Source organism: Confluentibacter citreus (genome assembly GCF_002807055.1).
In the GTDB taxonomy this organism is placed as follows: domain Bacteria; phylum Bacteroidota; class Bacteroidia; order Flavobacteriales; family Flavobacteriaceae; genus Confluentibacter; species Confluentibacter citreus.
Genome location: NZ_NIXN01000001.1, coordinates 1,071,250 through 1,090,288, shown reverse-complemented (window position 1 = coordinate 1,090,288; position 19,039 = coordinate 1,071,250). Strand labels below are relative to the sequence as shown.

At 34.0% G+C, this 19,039-nt stretch carries 20 protein-coding genes and 2 tRNA genes; 8 read left to right on the top strand and 14 right to left on the bottom strand.

Annotated elements, in window-relative coordinates; all coding sequences use genetic code 11:
- Window positions 1–85: 85 nt before the first annotated feature.
- The 4 genes from CDH49_RS04765 to CDH49_RS04750 are packed head-to-tail and all read right to left on the bottom strand — an operon-like array spanning window position 86 to window position 3,100.
- The gene (locus CDH49_RS04765) at window positions 86–589 is read right to left on the bottom strand and encodes a DUF6702 family protein (RefSeq protein ID WP_100614231.1); all 504 of its coding nucleotides are present in this window, start codon (window positions 587–589) and stop codon (window positions 86–88) included.
- A 60-nt stretch (window positions 590–649) separates the two neighbouring features.
- Entirely contained in the window at window positions 650–1,459 is an 810-nt protein-coding gene (locus CDH49_RS04760; protein ID WP_100614230.1) for a peptidase associated/transthyretin-like domain-containing protein, read from the bottom strand.
- A 50-nt stretch (window positions 1,460–1,509) separates the two neighbouring features.
- Complete coding sequence (locus CDH49_RS04755; protein ID WP_100614229.1) at window positions 1,510–2,316, bottom strand: peptidase associated/transthyretin-like domain-containing protein; 807 nt, start codon at window positions 2,314–2,316, stop codon at window positions 1,510–1,512.
- Entirely contained in the window at window positions 2,303–3,100 is a 798-nt protein-coding gene (locus tag CDH49_RS04750; protein ID WP_100614228.1) for a peptidase associated/transthyretin-like domain-containing protein, read from the bottom strand. The genes CDH49_RS04755 and CDH49_RS04750 overlap by 14 nt, the downstream gene beginning before the upstream one ends.
- Window positions 3,101–3,220: 120 nt before the next feature.
- Between CDH49_RS04750 and pepE the strand changes: the two genes are divergently transcribed.
- Complete coding sequence (gene pepE, locus CDH49_RS04745; protein WP_100614227.1) at window positions 3,221–3,928, top strand: dipeptidase PepE; 708 nt, start codon at window positions 3,221–3,223, stop codon at window positions 3,926–3,928.
- A 191-nt stretch (window positions 3,929–4,119) separates the two neighbouring features.
- Here the strand turns inward: pepE and CDH49_RS04740 are convergent.
- Window positions 4,120–4,192, bottom strand: a tRNA-Gly gene (locus tag CDH49_RS04740).
- A 163-nt stretch (window positions 4,193–4,355) separates the two neighbouring features.
- Between CDH49_RS04740 and CDH49_RS04735 the strand changes: the two genes are divergently transcribed.
- Both CDH49_RS04735 and CDH49_RS04730 read left to right on the top strand, forming a co-directional pair.
- Window positions 4,356–4,808: a GNAT family N-acetyltransferase gene (locus CDH49_RS04735; protein WP_100614226.1), complete on the top strand. Its 453-nt coding sequence runs from the start codon at window positions 4,356–4,358 to the stop codon at window positions 4,806–4,808.
- Window positions 4,809–4,838: 30 nt separating this feature from the next.
- The gene (locus CDH49_RS04730) at window positions 4,839–5,624 is read left to right on the top strand and encodes a M48 family metalloprotease (protein WP_100614225.1); all 786 of its coding nucleotides are present in this window, start codon (window positions 4,839–4,841) and stop codon (window positions 5,622–5,624) included.
- A gap of 45 nt (window positions 5,625–5,669) precedes the next feature.
- Here CDH49_RS04730 and CDH49_RS04725 read toward each other — a convergent pair whose 3' ends face one another.
- Both CDH49_RS04725 and CDH49_RS04720 read right to left on the bottom strand, forming a co-directional pair.
- The gene (locus CDH49_RS04725; RefSeq protein WP_100614224.1) at window positions 5,670–6,056 is read right to left on the bottom strand and encodes an ankyrin repeat domain-containing protein; all 387 of its coding nucleotides are present in this window, start codon (window positions 6,054–6,056) and stop codon (window positions 5,670–5,672) included.
- Window positions 6,057–6,220: 164 nt separating this feature from the next.
- Window positions 6,221–6,745: a hypothetical protein gene (locus CDH49_RS04720; RefSeq protein ID WP_100614223.1), complete on the bottom strand. Its 525-nt coding sequence runs from the start codon at window positions 6,743–6,745 to the stop codon at window positions 6,221–6,223.
- A 144-nt stretch (window positions 6,746–6,889) separates the two neighbouring features.
- On the opposite strand from CDH49_RS04720, the gene CDH49_RS04715 reads away from it, so the two are divergent.
- The 3 genes from CDH49_RS04715 to rpe all read left to right on the top strand — a co-directional run bounded on the left by CDH49_RS04715 (window position 6,890) and on the right by rpe (window position 9,728).
- Complete coding sequence (locus CDH49_RS04715; protein ID WP_100614222.1) at window positions 6,890–7,891, top strand: hypothetical protein; 1,002 nt, start codon at window positions 6,890–6,892, stop codon at window positions 7,889–7,891.
- A 116-nt stretch (window positions 7,892–8,007) separates the two neighbouring features.
- Window positions 8,008–8,871: a sigma-70 family RNA polymerase sigma factor gene (locus CDH49_RS04710; RefSeq protein WP_100610046.1), complete on the top strand. Its 864-nt coding sequence runs from the start codon at window positions 8,008–8,010 to the stop codon at window positions 8,869–8,871.
- A gap of 194 nt (window positions 8,872–9,065) precedes the next feature.
- Window positions 9,066–9,728, top strand: coding sequence for a ribulose-phosphate 3-epimerase (gene rpe / locus CDH49_RS04705; RefSeq protein WP_100614221.1), 663 nt, complete (start codon window positions 9,066–9,068; stop codon window positions 9,726–9,728).
- Here rpe and CDH49_RS04700 read toward each other — a convergent pair.
- The 3 genes from CDH49_RS04700 to CDH49_RS04690 form a co-directional block, all read right to left on the bottom strand.
- A complete protein-coding gene (locus tag CDH49_RS04700) occupies window positions 9,725–10,147 on the bottom strand; it encodes a CBS domain-containing protein (RefSeq protein ID WP_100614220.1) in 423 nt (140 codons plus the stop codon). The two genes, rpe and CDH49_RS04700, sit on opposite strands and share 4 nt — an antisense overlap.
- A 100-nt stretch (window positions 10,148–10,247) precedes the next feature.
- A complete protein-coding gene (locus tag CDH49_RS04695) occupies window positions 10,248–10,634 on the bottom strand; it encodes a CBS domain-containing protein (RefSeq protein ID WP_317044378.1) in 387 nt (128 codons plus the stop codon).
- A gap of 130 nt (window positions 10,635–10,764) precedes the next feature.
- On the bottom strand, window positions 10,765–11,583 hold the full coding sequence (locus CDH49_RS04690) for a zinc-dependent peptidase (RefSeq protein WP_100614218.1): 819 nt from the start codon (window positions 11,581–11,583) through the stop codon (window positions 10,765–10,767).
- Between the two features lie 350 nt (window positions 11,584–11,933).
- On the opposite strand from CDH49_RS04690, the gene CDH49_RS04685 reads away from it, so the two are divergent.
- Entirely contained in the window at window positions 11,934–13,487 is a 1,554-nt protein-coding gene (locus CDH49_RS04685; protein WP_100614217.1) for a carboxylesterase/lipase family protein, read from the top strand.
- Window positions 13,488–13,531: 44 nt separating this feature from the next.
- Window positions 13,532–14,830 (top strand): galactonate dehydratase, encoded by a 1,299-nt coding sequence (gene dgoD / locus CDH49_RS04680; protein ID WP_204524798.1) that lies wholly within the window; start codon window positions 13,532–13,534, stop codon window positions 14,828–14,830.
- A 153-nt stretch (window positions 14,831–14,983) separates the two neighbouring features.
- Here dgoD and CDH49_RS04675 read toward each other — a convergent pair.
- The 4 genes from CDH49_RS04675 to ftsA all read right to left on the bottom strand — a co-directional run bounded on the left by CDH49_RS04675 (window position 14,984) and on the right by ftsA (window position 19,039).
- Window positions 14,984–15,057: transfer RNA gene (locus tag CDH49_RS04675), tRNA-Arg, on the bottom strand.
- A 34-nt stretch (window positions 15,058–15,091) separates the two neighbouring features.
- Entirely contained in the window at window positions 15,092–15,541 is a 450-nt protein-coding gene (locus tag CDH49_RS04670; protein ID WP_100614216.1) for a GatB/YqeY domain-containing protein, read from the bottom strand.
- 170 nt (window positions 15,542–15,711) lie between these two features.
- Window positions 15,712–17,667, bottom strand: coding sequence for a cell division protein FtsZ (gene ftsZ / locus CDH49_RS04665; RefSeq protein WP_100614215.1), 1,956 nt, complete (start codon window positions 17,665–17,667; stop codon window positions 15,712–15,714).
- 55 nt (window positions 17,668–17,722) lie between these two features.
- A complete protein-coding gene (gene ftsA / locus CDH49_RS04660) occupies window positions 17,723–19,039 on the bottom strand; it encodes a cell division protein FtsA (protein WP_100614214.1) in 1,317 nt (438 codons plus the stop codon).

Below are 19,039 nucleotides of genomic sequence, written 5' to 3'. Positions count from 1 at the left end.
ATAATTTGCATTTAAGCAAATTGGTTGAATTATTATTAGTTAAAAGTCAGGCAAAGTAATAATTTTAAAAAAATCTTCCAACCAATTAATTGAAATTTAACATGGCATTATCATTTTGGGAGGTTAATAGATAATTCTTAAACAACGCATTTATTTTTAGCTTAACCATATTCTGTTGTTCATCAAATAAATCGAATAAAACCTTATTGGTAATTTGAAAAGAATGGATATCTTTTATTCCTTCTATTTCCAAATAAACCTTTACTACATCTAAATCAGTTTCTTTTCCAATGAAATTAAAATCTACATCCTTTCCGTTGATTTTAATTTTAATCTTTTCGGCTAAATATTTTTTAATGTAAGCATCATTAACCATAGCGTTATCAGCATCATTTAAGTCTATAGTTTTATCATAGCGTTGTCTTAACAGATTTTCAAAATCATCCATAAAAATCCTTGAGATTATCTGAACCGATTGTTTCTCTTTTATATATTCTATTTGTGTCACACTTACATAAAATTTATGAATCGTAGTAAATGCAGAAACGGATAAAATAAGCAGCAAAATTGAGATTTTTACAAACTTCATCTTTATAAATTATTTGCAAATTTACTTCTTTTCAACGTTCCTAAAAATTATACAAAACTATTAATCTTCTGTGCCACTTTTATTCTCAAGATACTGTTTGTATTTCATTTTTAAAAATTTTAAAATCTCAAAATCATTTTGATTTATACATACATCAATAAAATTTTCATCATCTGCACAGAAATAAAAAAACTCCATTCTTAAGTGCTCATCCAAAGGATTAGATGCAAAAAAATCTTTACCCAATCTCCCTTTTATATTTTGCATCAAGGTTTCTCTCTCTTCAAGTTTTACTCTGTTTTTTAGAATCTTGGTTCTACCAGAAAGTCCATTTATTATTGGGTTTAAAGGTATTGTTCCTGTTAAAGGTGAATACCATTTTAACTTTTGACCACCAGGACCTGTTGTAGCCTCGTTCATTACACGTTCACTTTGCGTTGCTATTTTACCTGTATAACCCGGTATACCCAAATCATAAAAATTAATAGGTGGCTCGCCTTCAATATTATTAATATCCTTTAGTAAATCACCACTAAGTCTATTACCTAAAGTCACTTCTCTAAGCTCATTAATATGTTCATCTAAAACAACCTTAATTGTTTTTAATAATAGCATATTATTATCTATAACCACATATTTTGTTTTGTGCAACATGGACGAAAATTGTAAAGTGTCATTAAGTTTTGCCATAATTGCAAACTCACCATTAGCATTTGTTATGGCATAATTATAGGTGGTTTTGTTTATAATATTAATATTCTCAATTCCAGTAGTGCTTTCTACAGTTCCTTTAATTTCAACAGATTGTGACATTCCTATTTGGAACGATAATAATATTAAAAGTTGTCCAATGTGTTTACTTTTTGGCATTGTAATTCCCTAAGAATAATTTGATTGATTTTACCAACATTTACAATATGCTAGTTTTTACTTTCACTAAGATTATCCAAGTATTGTTTATATTTCATACTTAAAAATTCCAGTATTTCAAAATCAGTTTCATTTTTACACTTCTCAATAAAATTTTCATCATCGGCACAGAAATAAAAAAATTCCATTTTTAAATCGTCTTCCAAAGGATTTGAGGCAAAAAAATCTTTAGCAAATTGCCCTTTAATGCTTTGCATGAGCGCTTCCCTTTCTTCAAGTTTTACTCTGTTTTTTAGCATTTTGGTTCTTCCTGAAATAGCATTTATAAGAGCTGTCGCAGATATTGACCCACCTACGCCTCCTAAAGATCCCCCCGCTTTTGGACTAAATTCTGAGGCTTCGCTTAATCGTCTTTCACTTTGAGTCGCCACTTTACCTGTATAACCTGGTACACCAACATCATAAAAATTAATGGGTGCATTCCCTTCAATATTTTTAATGTCTTTAAGTAAATCTCCGCTAAGCCTATTACCTACAGTTACTTCTCTAAGTTCGTTAATATGCTCATCTAAAGCAACCTTAACTGTTTTTAATAGTAGCAAATTTTTATCTACAACTACATATTTAGTTTTATGTAGCATGGAAGAAAATTGCAAGGTGTCATTAAGTTTTGCCATAATTGTAAACTCACCATTGGCATTTGTTATGGCATAATTATAAGTGGTTTTGTTTATAATATTAATATTCTCGATTCCAATAGCACTTTCTACAGTTCCCTTAATTTCTACAGTTTGTGACATTCCTATTTGAAGGGATAGCAATATTAAAAGCAGTGCAGCATGTTTATTCTTTAACATGGTGTTGCTTTAAGAACAATTCACTTTGCTTTACCAAAAAATCAATCCTTTCAAATTCTTGTTTATCATTCAATAGTTCTTGAGATAAGCCATTATTTTCAACAAAAGCAATAAACTCCTCTATCCTCTCTATGGGAATATTAAATGTGTCATTAATGAATTTCCGGGAATACACATCTACCAATAATTTAGGCCTTTCAAATTTGGGTTTATCTTCTATGTGAGCGTTTTTTTTAGGTTTAAAAAGCATGTTCGCTATTTTTACAAAATCAACCCCATTATAAAATTCATGATTATTCATTACTGCATTTAAATCTTTTTTAACCTTAAAATCATTATGACCCATTTCGTCATACATTTCCAGATCATGCATGTTTCTTAAATCAATATCAATTTTAGGAGGGATTTCAACATTTTCTACATCAACCGCTAAGCTTCCTGATAAACCATGCCTTAATAAAACTGCGCTTAGTTGATTGACATATTCAACTAAATAGATTTTTAAGACACGAGACTCAATAACGTCTTTTGTTATACTAACTTTTTGGGGCTCAAACTGTAATGCAGAAATTTCAACAACATCGTTTTCTGCAACTTCTAAAAGAAATTCTCCTTTTTCGTTTGTTATAGTCCCTATATTGGAAGATTTATTATAAATGGCAACAGCTTCAATATCATTAGCATTTGCATACATAAACCCATGAACTTCTACCCTGTTAATTGTTTGACCAATTAAAAATTTAGATGATAATAAACATAAAATAAGAAGTAGTTTTTGTTTCAAGCTTTTGATTTATTCCTAAAGATAAAGAACGTTTTTCAAATCTTAAATAAAATGTAACTTGTCTATAAATTTTTGTTAAAGTGAACATTTGTTTAGTTTTACATAAAACATGATATTGATATGAAAAACATGATCATTGCCAGCACTTCTACTTTACACGGAAGCGGTTATTTAGAATATCTTTTGGATGATTTAGCATCCCTGTTTAAAGATGCTTCTGAAATTATATTTATTCCTTACGCAAGACCAAGTGGTATATCTCATGATGATTATACTGAAAAAGTTTCGGAAGCTTTTTTTAAAATCAAGAAACAAGTGAAAGGCATCCACACGTTTGAAAATCCTGTAACTGCTATTAAAAATGCTGAAGCTATTTTTGTGGGTGGTGGGAATACCTTTGTTTTACTTCATCAATTGTATAAAAATAATTTAATACCTGTCTTAAAAGAAACCGTTGTTAGCGGAATCCCTTATTTAGGCACAAGTGCCGGAAGCAATATTTGTGGGTTAACTATAAAAACCACTAACGACATGCCTATTGTATATCCTCCAAGTTTTAATGCTATTGGTTTAGTTCCATTTAATATCAACCCACATTATTTAGACCCCGATGCCAATAGCAAGCACATGGGCGAAACCAGAGAAACAAGAATACAGGAATTCCATCATTTTAACACACAACCTGTCATAGGCTTGCGGGAAGGCAGTTGGCTTCATGTAAAAAACAAGTCCATCATTTTAAAAGGCGATTTAACCGCAAGAATATTTGAACAAAATAAAACGGCATATGAAGTGGTCTCTGGAACGGAATTGAATACCTTAAAATAAAAAAACCTCACCATTTAAGTGAAGCTTCCAGCGGGAGACCGGGCTCACTTCGACAAACTTCGTTTGCTACTTTCAAAACAAAATATATTTTGTTTTTCAGTAATGCTCAAGATAAACTTCTCCCTCTGAAATTTTATTGACTGTCAAAATTAAACATAAAAAAAGCCCCACTGTTTGAGTGAAGCTTTTAGAGCGGGAGACCGGGTTCGAACCGGCGACATTCAGCTTGGAAGGCTGACGCTCTACCAACTGAGCTACTCCCGCAATTCCACCGCAAATATATATAAACTACACTTTCATTTGCAACAAAAAAACATAACTTCTTGAAAAATGATTTTTTAAATAGTTCAGTATTTTATAAACACATAAAAAACACCACCTCATTCTTATTTTGTTTAAGTTTGAAAAATCATTTTATCTATTATAAATGCTAGAAAATTCAAATTATAGAATTGGGCTAATAACCTCAAAAGAAGCTTGGTCTATAAGACAGCCTGTTTTACGTGAAGGAAAGCCAATAGAAGCTTGTATTTTTGATGGGGACGATTTTGAAACCACATTTCATGTCGGTTTATTTGTTGATAAAACCTTAATTGCGGTTGCCACATTTATGAAGAATCCCAATGTCCTGTTTTTAGAAAAAAATCAGTTTCAATTGCGCGGCATGGCTGTACTAAAGGAATTTCAAGGTCAAGGCTATGGCCACCATATTTTAAAATTTGGAGAATCCATTTTAATAAAACAAGGCGTAAAAATGATTTGGTGCAATGCCAGAAAAATTGCTGTTAATTTTTATCAAAGGAACCATTATACCATAAAAGGAGACTCGTTTATTATTCCTGACATTGGGATTCATTATGTTATGGGTAAAACTTTATAAACCAATCATAAAAAATTGTACTTTTATTAAATGAGAAGTAGAAATTTTAAAGTCAGGTTATTAATCGGCGTTGCCATTGCTTTATTTTTTGTGTTTAAAAGATGTAGTCAACAAGAAGTGAACCCATATACAGGAAGAACGCAAACTATATCCATGACTGCGGATAAAGAAATTGCCATTGGTTTACAAAGTGCTCCTCAAATAGCTCAAGAATATGGCGGTTTGTATCCTAACAATGAATACCAAGCTTTCGTTGATAATGTAGGCAATAAATTAGTTAATAATAGTGTTGCAAGAGACACCCCTTATAAATACGAATTTCATTTATTATCAGATCCCAACACTATTAACGCATTTGCACTTCCTGGCGGACAAATTTTCATAACCTATGCCCTATTCTCTAAATTAGAAAATGAAGGTCAACTTGCTGGTGTTTTAGGCCATGAAATTGGACATGTTATTGGGCGCCATAGTGCCGAACGTATTGCAGAAAGTGAATATTGGCAAGGTTTAATTACCGCTGGCAATGTTGGAGCTGATATAGGAAATGTGATTGGTGGTATTGGACAAAATACGCTTCTCACTAACGGAAGGGATGATGAATTGGAGAGTGATGATTTAGGTGTTTTGTTTATGTTGAAATCTGGCTACAATCCTGAAGAAATGATTGATGTTATGGAAATACTAAAAGCCGCTGCGGGACCTAATAGGTTGCCAGAATTCAAAAGCACACATCCCGACCCCGAGAATAGAATAGAAAAAATTAAAGAGGCTATTGATAAATACAAAAAAAACCCTGAAATTCAGGGTTTGTAAGGAGTGACTAACTCAAATAATTTATATATGCGTATTATAAATTATTTATTTTTTCATGGCTTCTTCTAAAATAGCTTTAGCATCGTCAGCTTTGTGTAATTCGGCATATTTCATAGCTGTCATACCTTTATCCGATTTTGCTTTTAAATCCGCTCCATTGGCTATTAAAAGTTTTAAAATATCTGTTCTATTGTATTTAGCAGCATACATAACTGGTGTCATACCTTCAGATTTTTGATTAACATCGGTACCAAGTTCTACCAATTTTTTTACAGTTTCAAAATCGCCTTTAGCTATTGAAACACAAAAAGGGCTAACTTTTACTTTTGAAGATGATTGATAACTGTTTGGAGCTTTAATGGATGTTTCGGCATGTAATGTTACTACAGAAAAACATAATGCCAATGCAGAAATAATGATTGTTTTTTTCATGATGAATGATTTTAAATTGATTTTAGTGATTGTTTATTGATATAGTTAAGAGACGACAAAATTTAAAACCTGTTACATCAAAAAAAAATTATAACACATTTTTAACATTTAATTTACAGATTATTAATGTGTTATAACATCAAAGAAAAAAACTAAATAACCAATTATTTGAAAATTTGCTTTTCAATCATTGATTTAAAAACTTGCCATTTTTCTAAATCTCCATTTATTATATAGGTAGAGGAATGTTTAAAAAGTATCGTAATTCCACCTAACGCTCCCCCAACCAAGGCGCCAGAAAACCCACCTATTAAACCGCCTTCAGCTGGCGTATAGGGAAAAATCCAGTCGTTTGGGCTGGATGAAGAAGCAATTAAAACAGCTCCTAGAGCAGCACCCGTAGCAGCTCCAATAATAATATTATTACCAGGGGATTGTTTCGTTTTTATAAACCCTATATCATGTATACTTATTTCAATATTTTTATTTTTTTTGAGTCCAATAAAAGAATCATTAAGAAAAGCAATACGTCCTTTACTGATCATTTTACCATCCAAATTATATACTCTAATAAAGATATTGTGTTTTTTTATTTCTTTTTGAGCGCTGACACTGATATTTGACATAAAAAAAAATAATAATGCCGTTATTCTGATTTGTTGTTTAATTGTTTTCATTAGTGCTTTCATAATTTTATGTTTAATTATTATAGGTTAGTGTTGTAAATGTAATTTGCAATATTTAATAACCTTTTATATAAAACACTAATAATCAGGATTATTTTTCTTAAATTTCACAAAGTCTTCCAAAACCTACTTGTAATTTTTCAAAAAATGCAAGAGCAGTTTATTCAATATTTGAAGTCGAAAGCACTTAACAACACGTCGTTTGTTGATGAAATTGCAGGTATATTAGATATCGGTAATGACGCGGCTTACAGGCGCATTAATTCGAAAACAAGTTTAACTTTAGAAGAAGGGGTTAAACTTGCCAGACACTATAAGATGTCATTGAATCAATTATTTGAAGTTGGTAACCAAAATACTATTGTTGCTGATTTGTCTCCCCCGATACATGATATTAAAGGTCTAGAAGTATGGTTAAATCAATCTTACAACAGTGTTTATCCTTTAACTAAACTAAAAAGCGCTTCTATAATTTATTCAGCTAAAGACATCCCGCTTTTTCATACGCTAAAGGATTCTTTTTTATCTCGGTATAAAATGTATGTTTGGTTAAAGGATGTAGATTCTAACATGACTAGAGACAAAATCAGTTTTGAGGATTTTATAAAAAACATTCCCCAATCTTTACTTGAAAGTGCTTTTAAATTAGGTCAAGTTTATAAAGACATTAATATAACTGAAATTTGGAACAACACTACCATTAATGGATCGTTACAGCAGGTACTTTATTACTTTGAATCTGGATCACTCTCTAAAGAATTAGCCTTAACAATATGTAATGACATTGAAGATGTGGTTCGCCTTATTGAAAAACAAGCCATTCAGCAATCTTTAGTTGGTTCTGAAAATAAAGCCATCTACAACTTATATATTAACGATATTCATACCATGAGCAACACTATCATGGTGAAAACACCTTTTCAAAAAGTGTTTTTCACACCGTTTACAGTAATAAGCTATTTCAAAATAGAACATCAACCCACCTGTGAGCTCATGTATGAGTTTTTTGAAAAACAAATGAGCATTTCTAAGCTTTTGGTAAATGCAGGGGAAAAAGACAGATCTTTATTTTTTAACCGTATGATTCAAAAAATAAATAGATTGCGAGAACGCATTATTATTGATAATGATGCTTTTGATTTTGAATGATTCAAGCACGTAACTTGCAAAAATTAATTAATATTTAATTTCCTGTAACATTATCTGTTATTTATACGTATAACCACTGAATAATAGTATTCATTAAAAATACAGGAGAACTTTAGATGAGACAACTTAAAATTACCAAACAGGTTACTAATAGAGAAACCGCATCGCTAGATAAATATCTTCAAGAAATTGGAAAAGTTGACTTAATTACCGCAGACGAAGAAGTAGAATTGGCACAACGCATTAAAGCTGGCGATCAAGCGGCTTTAGAAAAGTTGACTAAGGCTAATTTACGTTTCGTTGTATCGGTAGCTAAGCAATATCAAAACCAAGGTTTAACATTACCCGATTTAATTAATGAAGGTAATTTAGGTTTAATTAAGGCGGCCCAACGTTTTGATGAAACTCGTGGTTTTAAATTTATATCGTATGCTGTTTGGTGGATTCGTCAATCGATTCTTCAAGCGCTGGCTGAACAATCACGTATAGTACGTTTACCTTTAAACAAAATTGGTTCCATCAATAAAATCAATAAAACATTTGCGTTTTTAGAGCAAAGCCATGAGCGTCCGCCAAGTGCTGAAGAAATTGCAAAAGAGTTGGATATGACCATTAACGATGTTAAAGAGTCTATGAAAAACTCTGGTCGCCACGTAAGTATGGATGCCCCTTTGGTAGAAGGTGAAGATTCCAACTTATATGATGTATTAAATAGTGGTGAATCACCAAACCCAGATAGAGAATTATTACATGAATCGTTACGCACAGAAATTGAGCGTGCTTTAGAAACTTTAACACCTCGTGAAGCTGACGTAATTCGTTTATATTTTGGTTTAGGAAACCAGCACCCAATGACTTTAGAGGAAATTGGTGAAACATTTGATTTAACTCGTGAACGCGTACGTCAAATTAAAGAAAAAGCAATTCGCAGATTAAAACATACATCTAGAAGTAAAATATTAAAAACATATTTAGGTTAGTAATTTCATAAATTACGACTAAATTATAGTTACAAACAGTTACAACATAACTGTTCGTTTTTTGATTGATGAAAGAACCCACGGCTGATTACCGTGGGTTCGCTTTTTAGCCCCACCCTAAATCCCTCCCCAAAGGTGAGAGACTTCAAAAAAGAGTTTCTATATTTGCAGAAACAATCCAATAATTCTAAATAATGGGCTCTAAACTAATCGCACCTTCATTACTTGCAGCAGATTTTGCCAATCTTCAACGCGACATAGAAATGGTAAACCAAAGTGAGGCCGATTGGTTTCATATTGATGTGATGGACGGTGTATTTGTGCCTAATATCTCTTATGGCATGCCAGTTCTTGAGTCGATTACCAAGCATACAAAAAAAACGGTTGATGTTCATTTAATGATAGTTGAACCAGATAAATACATAAGCACTTTCAAAAAATTAGGAGCTGATAATTTAACGGTTCATTACGAAGCATGTACGCATTTGCATAGAACGTTACAAGCCATAAAAGCTGAAGGCATGAAAGCTGGTGTGGCATTAAATCCGCATACGAACATAAACCTTTTAGAAGATCTTATTAACGATATAGATATTGTGCTTATCATGAGTGTTAACCCTGGTTTTGGAGGACAGATTTTCATTGAAAATACATATGATAAAATAAAAACACTTAAAGCTTTAATTACACGTAAAGGCGCCTCAACACTTATTGAAATAGATGGTGGCGTAAGTGCCACTAATGCAAAAATGCTTGTTGATGCCGGCGCAGATATCTTAGTTGCCGGTAGTTTTGTTTTTAAAAGCGAGCATCCTCTTGAAACCATCAAGGAATTAAAAGCGATAACGAATTACTAAAATTGTTTCAATAGGAAATTTATTAAATCGGTTGTTGTTACAATGCCTATCAAAATATTATTATCAACAATGGGTAACGCATGAAATTCTTCCTTAGCTAAAATCTCAGCTACTTTTTTAACCGAAGTTGATGATGAAACACATGTTAATTTTTTGGTCATTACTTCCTCTATGGTTGTTTTAGACCTAACCACTGTGTGTATTGAATCATTATTATCAAATTCATCATCATCCCACAAACCAATACGTTGCAAATCCGTTTTACTAAGCATTCCTATAATGGATCTATCATATACAATGGGTATATGCCTTATATGGTGAATCTTGAATAAGTATTTTGCATCTTCAAGATTGTCTTCTTTTTTCAGACAAATAACACTATGTGTCATTATTGTAGAAACTGGAACCTTGCGTATCATGATGCTTTTTAGTTTAATGCTGACTATAAATATAAGCATATAAACTTTGAGGAAGTATGATAAAAATCATACTCACTACCATTACTAAAATACTTCTAATTTAAAATTGCTTTAAAAAATAATTTAATAGGTCTGTACTTGTTACAATTCCCACCAGAATAGATTCATCTACAACAGGCAATGCGTGAAACTCGCGTTTCGCTAAAATTTCGGTAGCTTCTTGTATGGTTGTATTACTGTCAATACACAAAACATCCTTAGTCATGACTTGTTCTATGGTAAAAGAATTATAAACAACAGTCTCTATACCATGCTCATCATTTGTCGTATCAGCATAGCTAATTTTAAGTAAATCCGCATAGCTTAGCATACCTATGATAGATTCTCCTTTAACTATTGGAATATGTCTTATTTTATGCTTCTTAAAAAGCATTTCGGCTCTAGTTAAGTCTTCAGACCTAGTTAAAGCAATAATATTTTTTGACATTATTTCTGAAACTGGAGTTTTCCCTATCATGATTATTAGATTTTAATTATACATTAAAATTAATACCAACAAAGGGAATAAATCATGACTTAAGTCATGTACTAAAAAATAAAAACCATTAAAAAAGAGATTAATAACCAGAAATATTAAAGTTGAGCATTTGCCTTACCTTTCCATAGATTTCTGGGAACTCGGACTTAAAATCCTGAGGTGTTTCTATAAAATTTTCTATAGCGACGGCCAAAAACTCAAATTGGTTGGTAAAGGCATATTTTCTAAAGTATTTTGATGCCATCAATCTATTTCTCAAATCTTCTTCCACAGCCAATAACTGTGAAAGTTCATTAAACGAATCACTAAAAATAGTAGAACTAATATCGCGTTCTTTAATGCTGTTTAAATGTATGGCATGTGTAAATTCATGTATGCCTAAATTTAAATTATCATTTTTTTTATCAAATCCCTGTTTAAAATCTTCCCAGGATAACACTAAGGTTTGAAATTTTGGATTAAATTCTCCTTTATGATACGTCTTGTTAGTATTTGAATAAAATTTATTTGGATACACCACTATTTTTGAAATAAGGGCAATATAAAAATCCCTAAAACCAAAAGTGAGCATGGCCGCGGTAGCAGATATTAAAACCTTTACTTCGTCTGTTATAACAAGATTATCTCTACCTATAAAGTCTTTATCCTTAATAAATGAAGCTACTCGATGTTCAAAATAAGATTTTTGTTTGGTGGAGAGTTTATTATAAAAGTGAAAATTATTTGTTAGGATATGCTTTTGTTGCCGATTAAGTTTTCTTAAAAAAGGATAAAAATGAATATAAAAGGGCCTTCTGTATTTTAACACATAAGCGACTTCAATCATTTTTATAGCAAAATGAAAAATCAAATACACACATACCGCAATAAAAACTCCTATAATTGTATTACTCCCCATAAAATTCTGCCTTGAGATGTTTTGTACACCCTAAATAACGATTTACCAAAATTAAAATTACAAAAACATAACCGTAAAACCTCTTTTTAATTTTATTAGCAATAAACTTCTACTAATACCATCTTACTTAAATTGATTCGTTTACCCGTGAAATAAAAACATTTTCATGTTAAAAATGTATCTTTAAAAGCAAATAATCTTTATGAATTATTAAATTTATTGTTTATGGGAAAGGATGTTAACACAATACCTTGTAATTTCACAATGAACTCGTTTAAACTTTTATTGTTACCACAAAAAACTAAAGATTATTCTTGATAAAAAACCAAAAACTAAACAATTTACTAATTATGAAAAAAATCACACCTTATTTAGTGGCTCTATCTATGATGTTTTCCACTATGTCTTGTTCCAAACCCGAACCTGGACAAGTTAAAACCGAAGATGGATGGGTGCAAGGAACCATTCAAGACAGTTTAACCATTTTTAAAGGCATCCCTTTTGCTGCACCACCCAATGGGGAGTTACGTTGGAAAGCTCCCCAACCCGTTGAAAAATGGGAAGGCATAAAACAAACAACAGAATTTGCACCTGGACCAATGCAAGGCGGAAATCCGCCTTCAGGAAAAAGCGAAGATTGTCTATACCTAAACATTTGGACACCTGCCCAAAAAGCTGATGAAAAAATTCCCGTGCTTGTATGGATTTATGGTGGAGGCTTTGGTGCCGGCGCCACATCTGAAACGGTTTATAATGGTGAAAAACTAGCTAAAAAAGGCGTTGTGCTTGTTAGTATAGCATATCGGGTTGGCATACTTGGATTTATGGCTCACCCAGAATTGAGTGCCGAAAATCCAAACAAGGTTTCTGGAAATTATGGGCTGCTAGATATGATTGCTGGACTGGAATGGATACAAAAAAATATCGCTGCATTTGGAGGAGACCCCAACAAAGTCACCATTTTTGGTGAATCGGCTGGAGGTATTGCCGTAAGCATGCTAAGCGCTTCTCCATTGGCGAAAGGCTTATTCCATGGTGCTATTTCACAAAGTGGCGGGTCGTTTGGACCTTCCCGTCCAACCACATATCCGGGGGAAAATCAAAAAACATTACAAGATGCCGAAAAAGATGGTGTGTTATATGCTGAAACCGCAGGCGTTTCTTCAATAGCTGAACTAAGGGGGATTGTAGCCGATAGCCTTCCAAGTGGCAGAGGATGGCCTATAATTGATGGCCACGTGATTCCAGATGATCAATATACCCTATATGAAGCTGGGAAGTTTAATGATACCCCTATTTTAGTTGGCTATAATTCGGATGAAGGAGCCAGTTTTACCCGTACAAAAGACCCAAAAGAATACATTGCAAGCGTGAAAGAACGGTATGGCGACTTTGCAGACGATTTGATAAAAGCGTATCCTGTTACCGACAGCACGGTTCCTAAAACGGCACGCGACTTATCCCGTGACGCTGCCTTTGGATGGCATACGTGGAGTTGGGCAAGGTTACAAGCCAAAAAGGGACAACATAAAGCCTATTTTTATTATTTCGACCAACATCCTCATTATCCTAAAGATTCTCCTCGTTATGGTTATGGTTCGCCACACGGGCAAGATGTTGCCTATGTGTTTATGAATTTAGATGCCTCTAATCCTGAAACCACTAAAACCGATCTTGAACTTTCTGAAGCAATAGGCACCTATTGGACAAACTTCGCTAAATATGGGAATCCGAATGGCGAGAATGTTCATGAATGGCCAGCTTTTAGCGATGCCAATCCCGAAGTGATGTATTTGGGTCCAACACCACATCTTGGACCTGTACCAAGTGCTGAGTCCCTTGAGGTATTGGATGATTATTTTGAATGGCGACGAACCCCAGAAGGTGAAGCTTGGGCTAAATAAATTTAAACATCAAAAAAACGAACCACTAAACTAATCGTATGGATATGAAAAACTTAACTCGCCGTCATTGGCTTAAAGGCATCTCCATGGGTGTTGCTGGCCTTATGGTACATGAACGGGCAACCGCCAAAAGTGGTGAAAAAATCAATTATACAACTGCTCTTATAAATCCAAAGGATGATTTAAAAATTACAAAGCTAGAGATTATCCCTGTACATACACTTCGTACTATTTTTATAAAACTGCATACAAATGCTGGTATTATAGGGTTAGGAGAGGGTACTGTAGAAGGCCGGATAAATACGACTATAGCTGCAATAAAAGAGTTAGAAAATTATCTCATAGGCAAAGATCCAAGGTTGGTAGCTCATCATTGGCAGGCCATTTATCGCCACGCTTTCTATCGAGGTGGCATTGTTCTAACCTCGGCTCTTTCAGCTGTTGATATAGCTATGTGGGATATAAAAGGCAAAGCCTTGGGTGTTCCCATTTATGAATTGTTGGGCGGACTTACCCGCGACCGCATACGTGTTTACGGCCAAGCTCAAACACCCGAAGAAGCTAAAAAAATTATGGCAGAAGGTTATACATCAATGAAAGTTGGCGTAACTTCAAGTCGTGGGCGTTTATCCCGGTATGTGGAAAACCCTGATTTTGTTCAAGGAGTTGTTGAAAATGTTCAAGCCATACGTGACATTATAGGTCCGAAAGTAGATATGGGTATCGAGCTTCATGGTGATCATGAACCACAAACATCAATGATTTTAATAAAGGCATTAGAAAAATTTCAACCATGGTTCTACGAAGAACCTATACAATTTCAAAATTTACCACTAATGGCTGAAATGGCAAAAAAAACACATATCCCATTTGCTACTGGAGAACGTATGGTTACGAAATGGCAATTTCGTGATTTATTAGAACTTAAAGCTGCATCATTATTGCAACCTGACATTACACATTGTGGCGGTATTACCGAAATGAAAGCTATTGCTAATTTGGCTGAGGCCCATTATGCTGGTATGTTGCCACATGCTAAAGAAGGTATGATTGGTGCTGTGGCTTCCATGCACGTTGCCGCTACTATCCCTAATTTTGTTTCTCATGAACTTCCTAGTCTACAAGCCGCCCCAAATGACGGTGTGGAACGAAGTTATCTGGGTAAAAGTTATATAACAAAACCTTTGATCATGAAAAATAGTGAAATCATGGTAGCAGGTAATTTTGACGGCCCTGGATTAGGAATCTCTCTGGACGAAAACATTATTGAAAACGAAAAAAACGTTCCAGAATGGGAATTTCCTGAAATGTGGGATACTGATGGGTCTGTAAAAGACCATTAAAGTTTTTGTAGGCAATATTTACCCTTGTTTTATTATAGCTATATATACACAATTTAGAAAGAAACTGATAACGACCATTTAAACCTAGAATACAAATTAGCAAACTTCTAGAAACCAAAAAACCATGTAATTTTCTAATTACATGGTTTTTAGTGACCGCGGAGGGGTTCGAACCCCCAACCCTCAGAGCCGAAATCTGATATTCTATCCAATTGAACTACGCAGCCGAATTCCCGCGCAGGCGGGAATCTTTTTATATTTTTACGACAGCTTGGCTTTTACTATGCTGGAAATGGTTTTACCATCTGCTTGACCTGCCAATTCCTTACTTACAAGGCCCATAACTTTCCCCATATCTTTCATGCCTTGGGCGCCAACTTGATTAATAATATTTACAACTACTTTTTCAACATCCGCATCGCTTAATGCTACCGGCAAAAATTGACTGATGATCTCTGCTTCAGCCAATTCTGGTGCTGCTAAATCCTCGCGACCTTGCGCCAAATAAATGGCAGCACTATCTTTACGTTGCTTAACTTGTTTTTGAAGTATTTTAAGTTCTTGATCTTCACTTAATTCCGCTTGGGCGCCTTCTTCTGTTTGAGCCAATAAAATAGCTGATTTTACCGCTCTTAATGCAGTTAAAGCTGTTTGATCTTTTGCTTTCATGGCGTCTTTTAATGCCGACATGATACCCTCTTGTAAACTCATTGTAAATTGTATTTAGAATGCGAAGATAAAAAATAGAATCTTATTTGATTAGAATTTTATCAACGGCTTTTGATTAATATTATTGAGATTTTTGTCATTGAGGAAATAAAAAACCCGAAAAGCTGAGAGGTTCTTTTCGGGTTCATAACTAAGTTAGGTTAGCATATATTTTAATCTACGTTATCGTGTAAAAAAGAATTGTTTGTTCTTAATTGAATATCATCATTATCATCTACACCAATACTAGTTCTAGACATATCAGTTTCTGATGAATGTTTAGCTTCTTCAAGATTTACACCTTGACGCTTATAAGCTGGCACTTTTTCAAAATCATCAATTTTTGAACTATTGAATTTATAATTAAAATCCTTCATTTTACGTCTTCGCTCTTGGGCACGTTCTTTTAGCATATCTGAAATAGGACTATTCATAGGGTCTACCTCTTCACAAATGTCTTCAATAGCTTCTTTTTGTAAAATCTTCTTTTCAAAAACTACATTATAATCTTCTTCTTCGGCAATATCTTTAATTGATACTTGCTTTTTATTCATAGAAGATTCTACCTCTATACAATCTTCCAAAGTATAGCGAATATCACCTTCTTTATTAGATTCGGTTACCGTGATAAGTTCTACATAGTCATTAACGGGTATTTTTTTAACTTCCTCACTTGCATCATAAGACATCACATCATCCTCTGCAACAGTACTAGTATTAGTAAGGGGCAAATCGAACGTCAATGTAATTTGTTGCTCTTCCTCAACCTCAACCTCCTTTACTTTATTTGACATTTTAGTAACTGGCTTAATGATGAAGTCATCGTCTTCTTTGATAGTAGCCTTTATTTCTTCGTAAACAACTTTGATATTTTTTATGATATCAGTAGTCGGAATTAAATTGATATCTTTTAAAAAATATTCTTGCTTTGGGTTGATCTCTTGTTTTTTAGTTTCAGGTTGAACCAACTCTTCGTCAACTTCAATATCCAAGGTGTGGCGAACTTGAGGGGTTTCTTTTTTGGTTTCTAGTTCTATTACTGGCGCGATAATGACAGGTTCCTTTACTTTTGGGCTTAACTCCCTTTCATCAACTAAAGAATGAATCACTCTTTTGGTTTCACTATTAGAAATTTCATCTTGTTGCTCTACATTAAATCCTGTGGCAATGATAGTAACACCAATCGATTCTTCTAGCTTTTCGTCTTCACCAACTCCCATAATAATATTAGCCCCATGACCTGCTTCATTTTGAATATGGTCGTTAATTTCTCCAATTTCATCAATGGTTATTTCATGAGTACCAGAAACAATAAGCAGCAATACATTTTTGGCTCCAGTAATTTTGTTGTCATTTAACAATGGTGAATCAAGTGCTTTTCTAATAGCTTCTTGTGCACGGTTTTGACCTGATGCTAATGCAGATCCCATAATAGCGGTACCACTATTGCTTAATACTGTTTTAGCATCACGTAAATCGATATTTTGCGTGTAATGGTGCGTAATAACTTCGGCTATACCACGAGCAGCAGTAGATAGCACTTCATCTGCCTTGGAGAATCCAGCCTTAAAGCCCAAATTCCCATACACTTCACGAAGTTTGTTATTGTTAATCACAATTAAAGAATCTACCACACTTCTTAATTTTTCAATGCCTATTTGAGATTGCTCAATACGCATTTTACCCTCAAACTGAAAAGGCATCGTAACAATCCCTACTGTTAAAATATCTAAATCCTTAGCCATTTTAGCAATAATAGGCGCCGCTCCAGTACCTGTACCACCCCCCATTCCTGCGGTAATAAAAACCATTTTGGTGTTTGAATCCAACATATTAGAAATATCCTCATAACTCTCAACAGCAGACTGCTCACCTATATGTGGATTTGCTCCTGCACCTAACCCTTCGGTTAAGTTAAGACCTAATTGGATTTTATTTGGGACACCACTGTTTTGAAGTGCTTGCGCATCTGTATTACAAATGTAAAAGTCTACGCCTTTAATGCCTTGCTGGAACATGTGGTTGATAGCATTGCTACCGCCACCGCCAACACCAATAACTTTAATGACATTTGATTGATTTTTTGGTAAATCAAATGCGATACTTTCGAATTCTTTTTTGCTGCTCATAAATTCTGTTTTACTGGGGTTTGATACTTTATATTTTTTTAATTCAATGGATTTATTATTCTGCGTTATCTAAAAAATCTTTAACTCTTTCGGTTAACTTATCTAGAAACGAACGTCGTTCTTTGGCTGGTTTTTCAACAGGTTTTTCTTCTTGCTTTTCTTGTTCAGCTGCTTTAGGGGCCAATTTTTCTTTTAATTCTATTTTCTTTCTTTCGTTGCGTTTGATACCATCTAAAACCAAACCAACAGCTGTTGCAAATAAAGGACTTGTTATTTCCTCATCACTATCACCTGCCAAATGCTCGTTAGGATACCCTATTCTGGTATCCATACCGGTAATATACTCTACTAATTGTTTAAGATGCTTTAATTGAGCACCTCCACCTGTTAAAACAATACCGGCTATTAGCTTTTTCTTTTGCTCTTCATGCCCATAATTTTTAATCTCCACGTACACTTGTTCAATAATTTCTACAACACGTGCATGAATTATTTTGGACAGATTTTTTAAGGTAATTTCTTTTGGTTCTCTTCCTCTGAGTCCTGGAATGGAAACAATCTCGTTCTCTTTGTTTTCTCCGGGCCAAGCAGACCCAAATTTTATTTTTAATAATTCGGCTTGCTTTTCTATGATGGAGCAGCCTTCTTTAATGTCTTCTGTAATAACATTTCCCCCAAACGGAATCACGGCTGTATGCCGAATGATACCATCTCGAAAAATGGCTAAATCGGTGGTTCCACCTCCTATATCTATTAATGCTACACCGGCTTCTTTTTCTTCTTGACTTAACACCGCATTTGCTGATGCCAGTGGCTCTAAGGTAATGCCTTCTAAATTCAATCCAGAACTTTGCACGCAACGCCCAACGTTTCTGATGGAAGATACCTGCCCAACCACTACATGGAAATTAGCTTCCAACCTACCACCATACATGCCAATAGGCTCTTTAATTTCAGCCTGTCCATCTATTTTATATTCTTGCGGCAATACATGAATAATCTCTTCACCAGGCAACATCACTAGTTTATGTACCTGATTGATAAGTCTGTCAATATCCTCTTCATCAATAACCAAATCTGAATTAGGCCTAGTTATATAATCACTATGTTGTAAACTACGTATGTGTTGTCCCGCAATACCAACTGTAACACCTTCAATCTTCATTTCGGCAGAAGCTTCAGCTTCTTGAATAGCTTGCTGTATGGATTGAATGGTTTGAGTAATGTTATTAACCACGCCACGGTGTACACCCAAACTTTTAGATTTGCCTATACCTAAAATTTCAAGCTTGCCGTATTCATTCTTACGACCAATCATTGCCACAATTTTTGTGGTTCCTATGTCTAATCCTACTGCTATATTATGATCCAT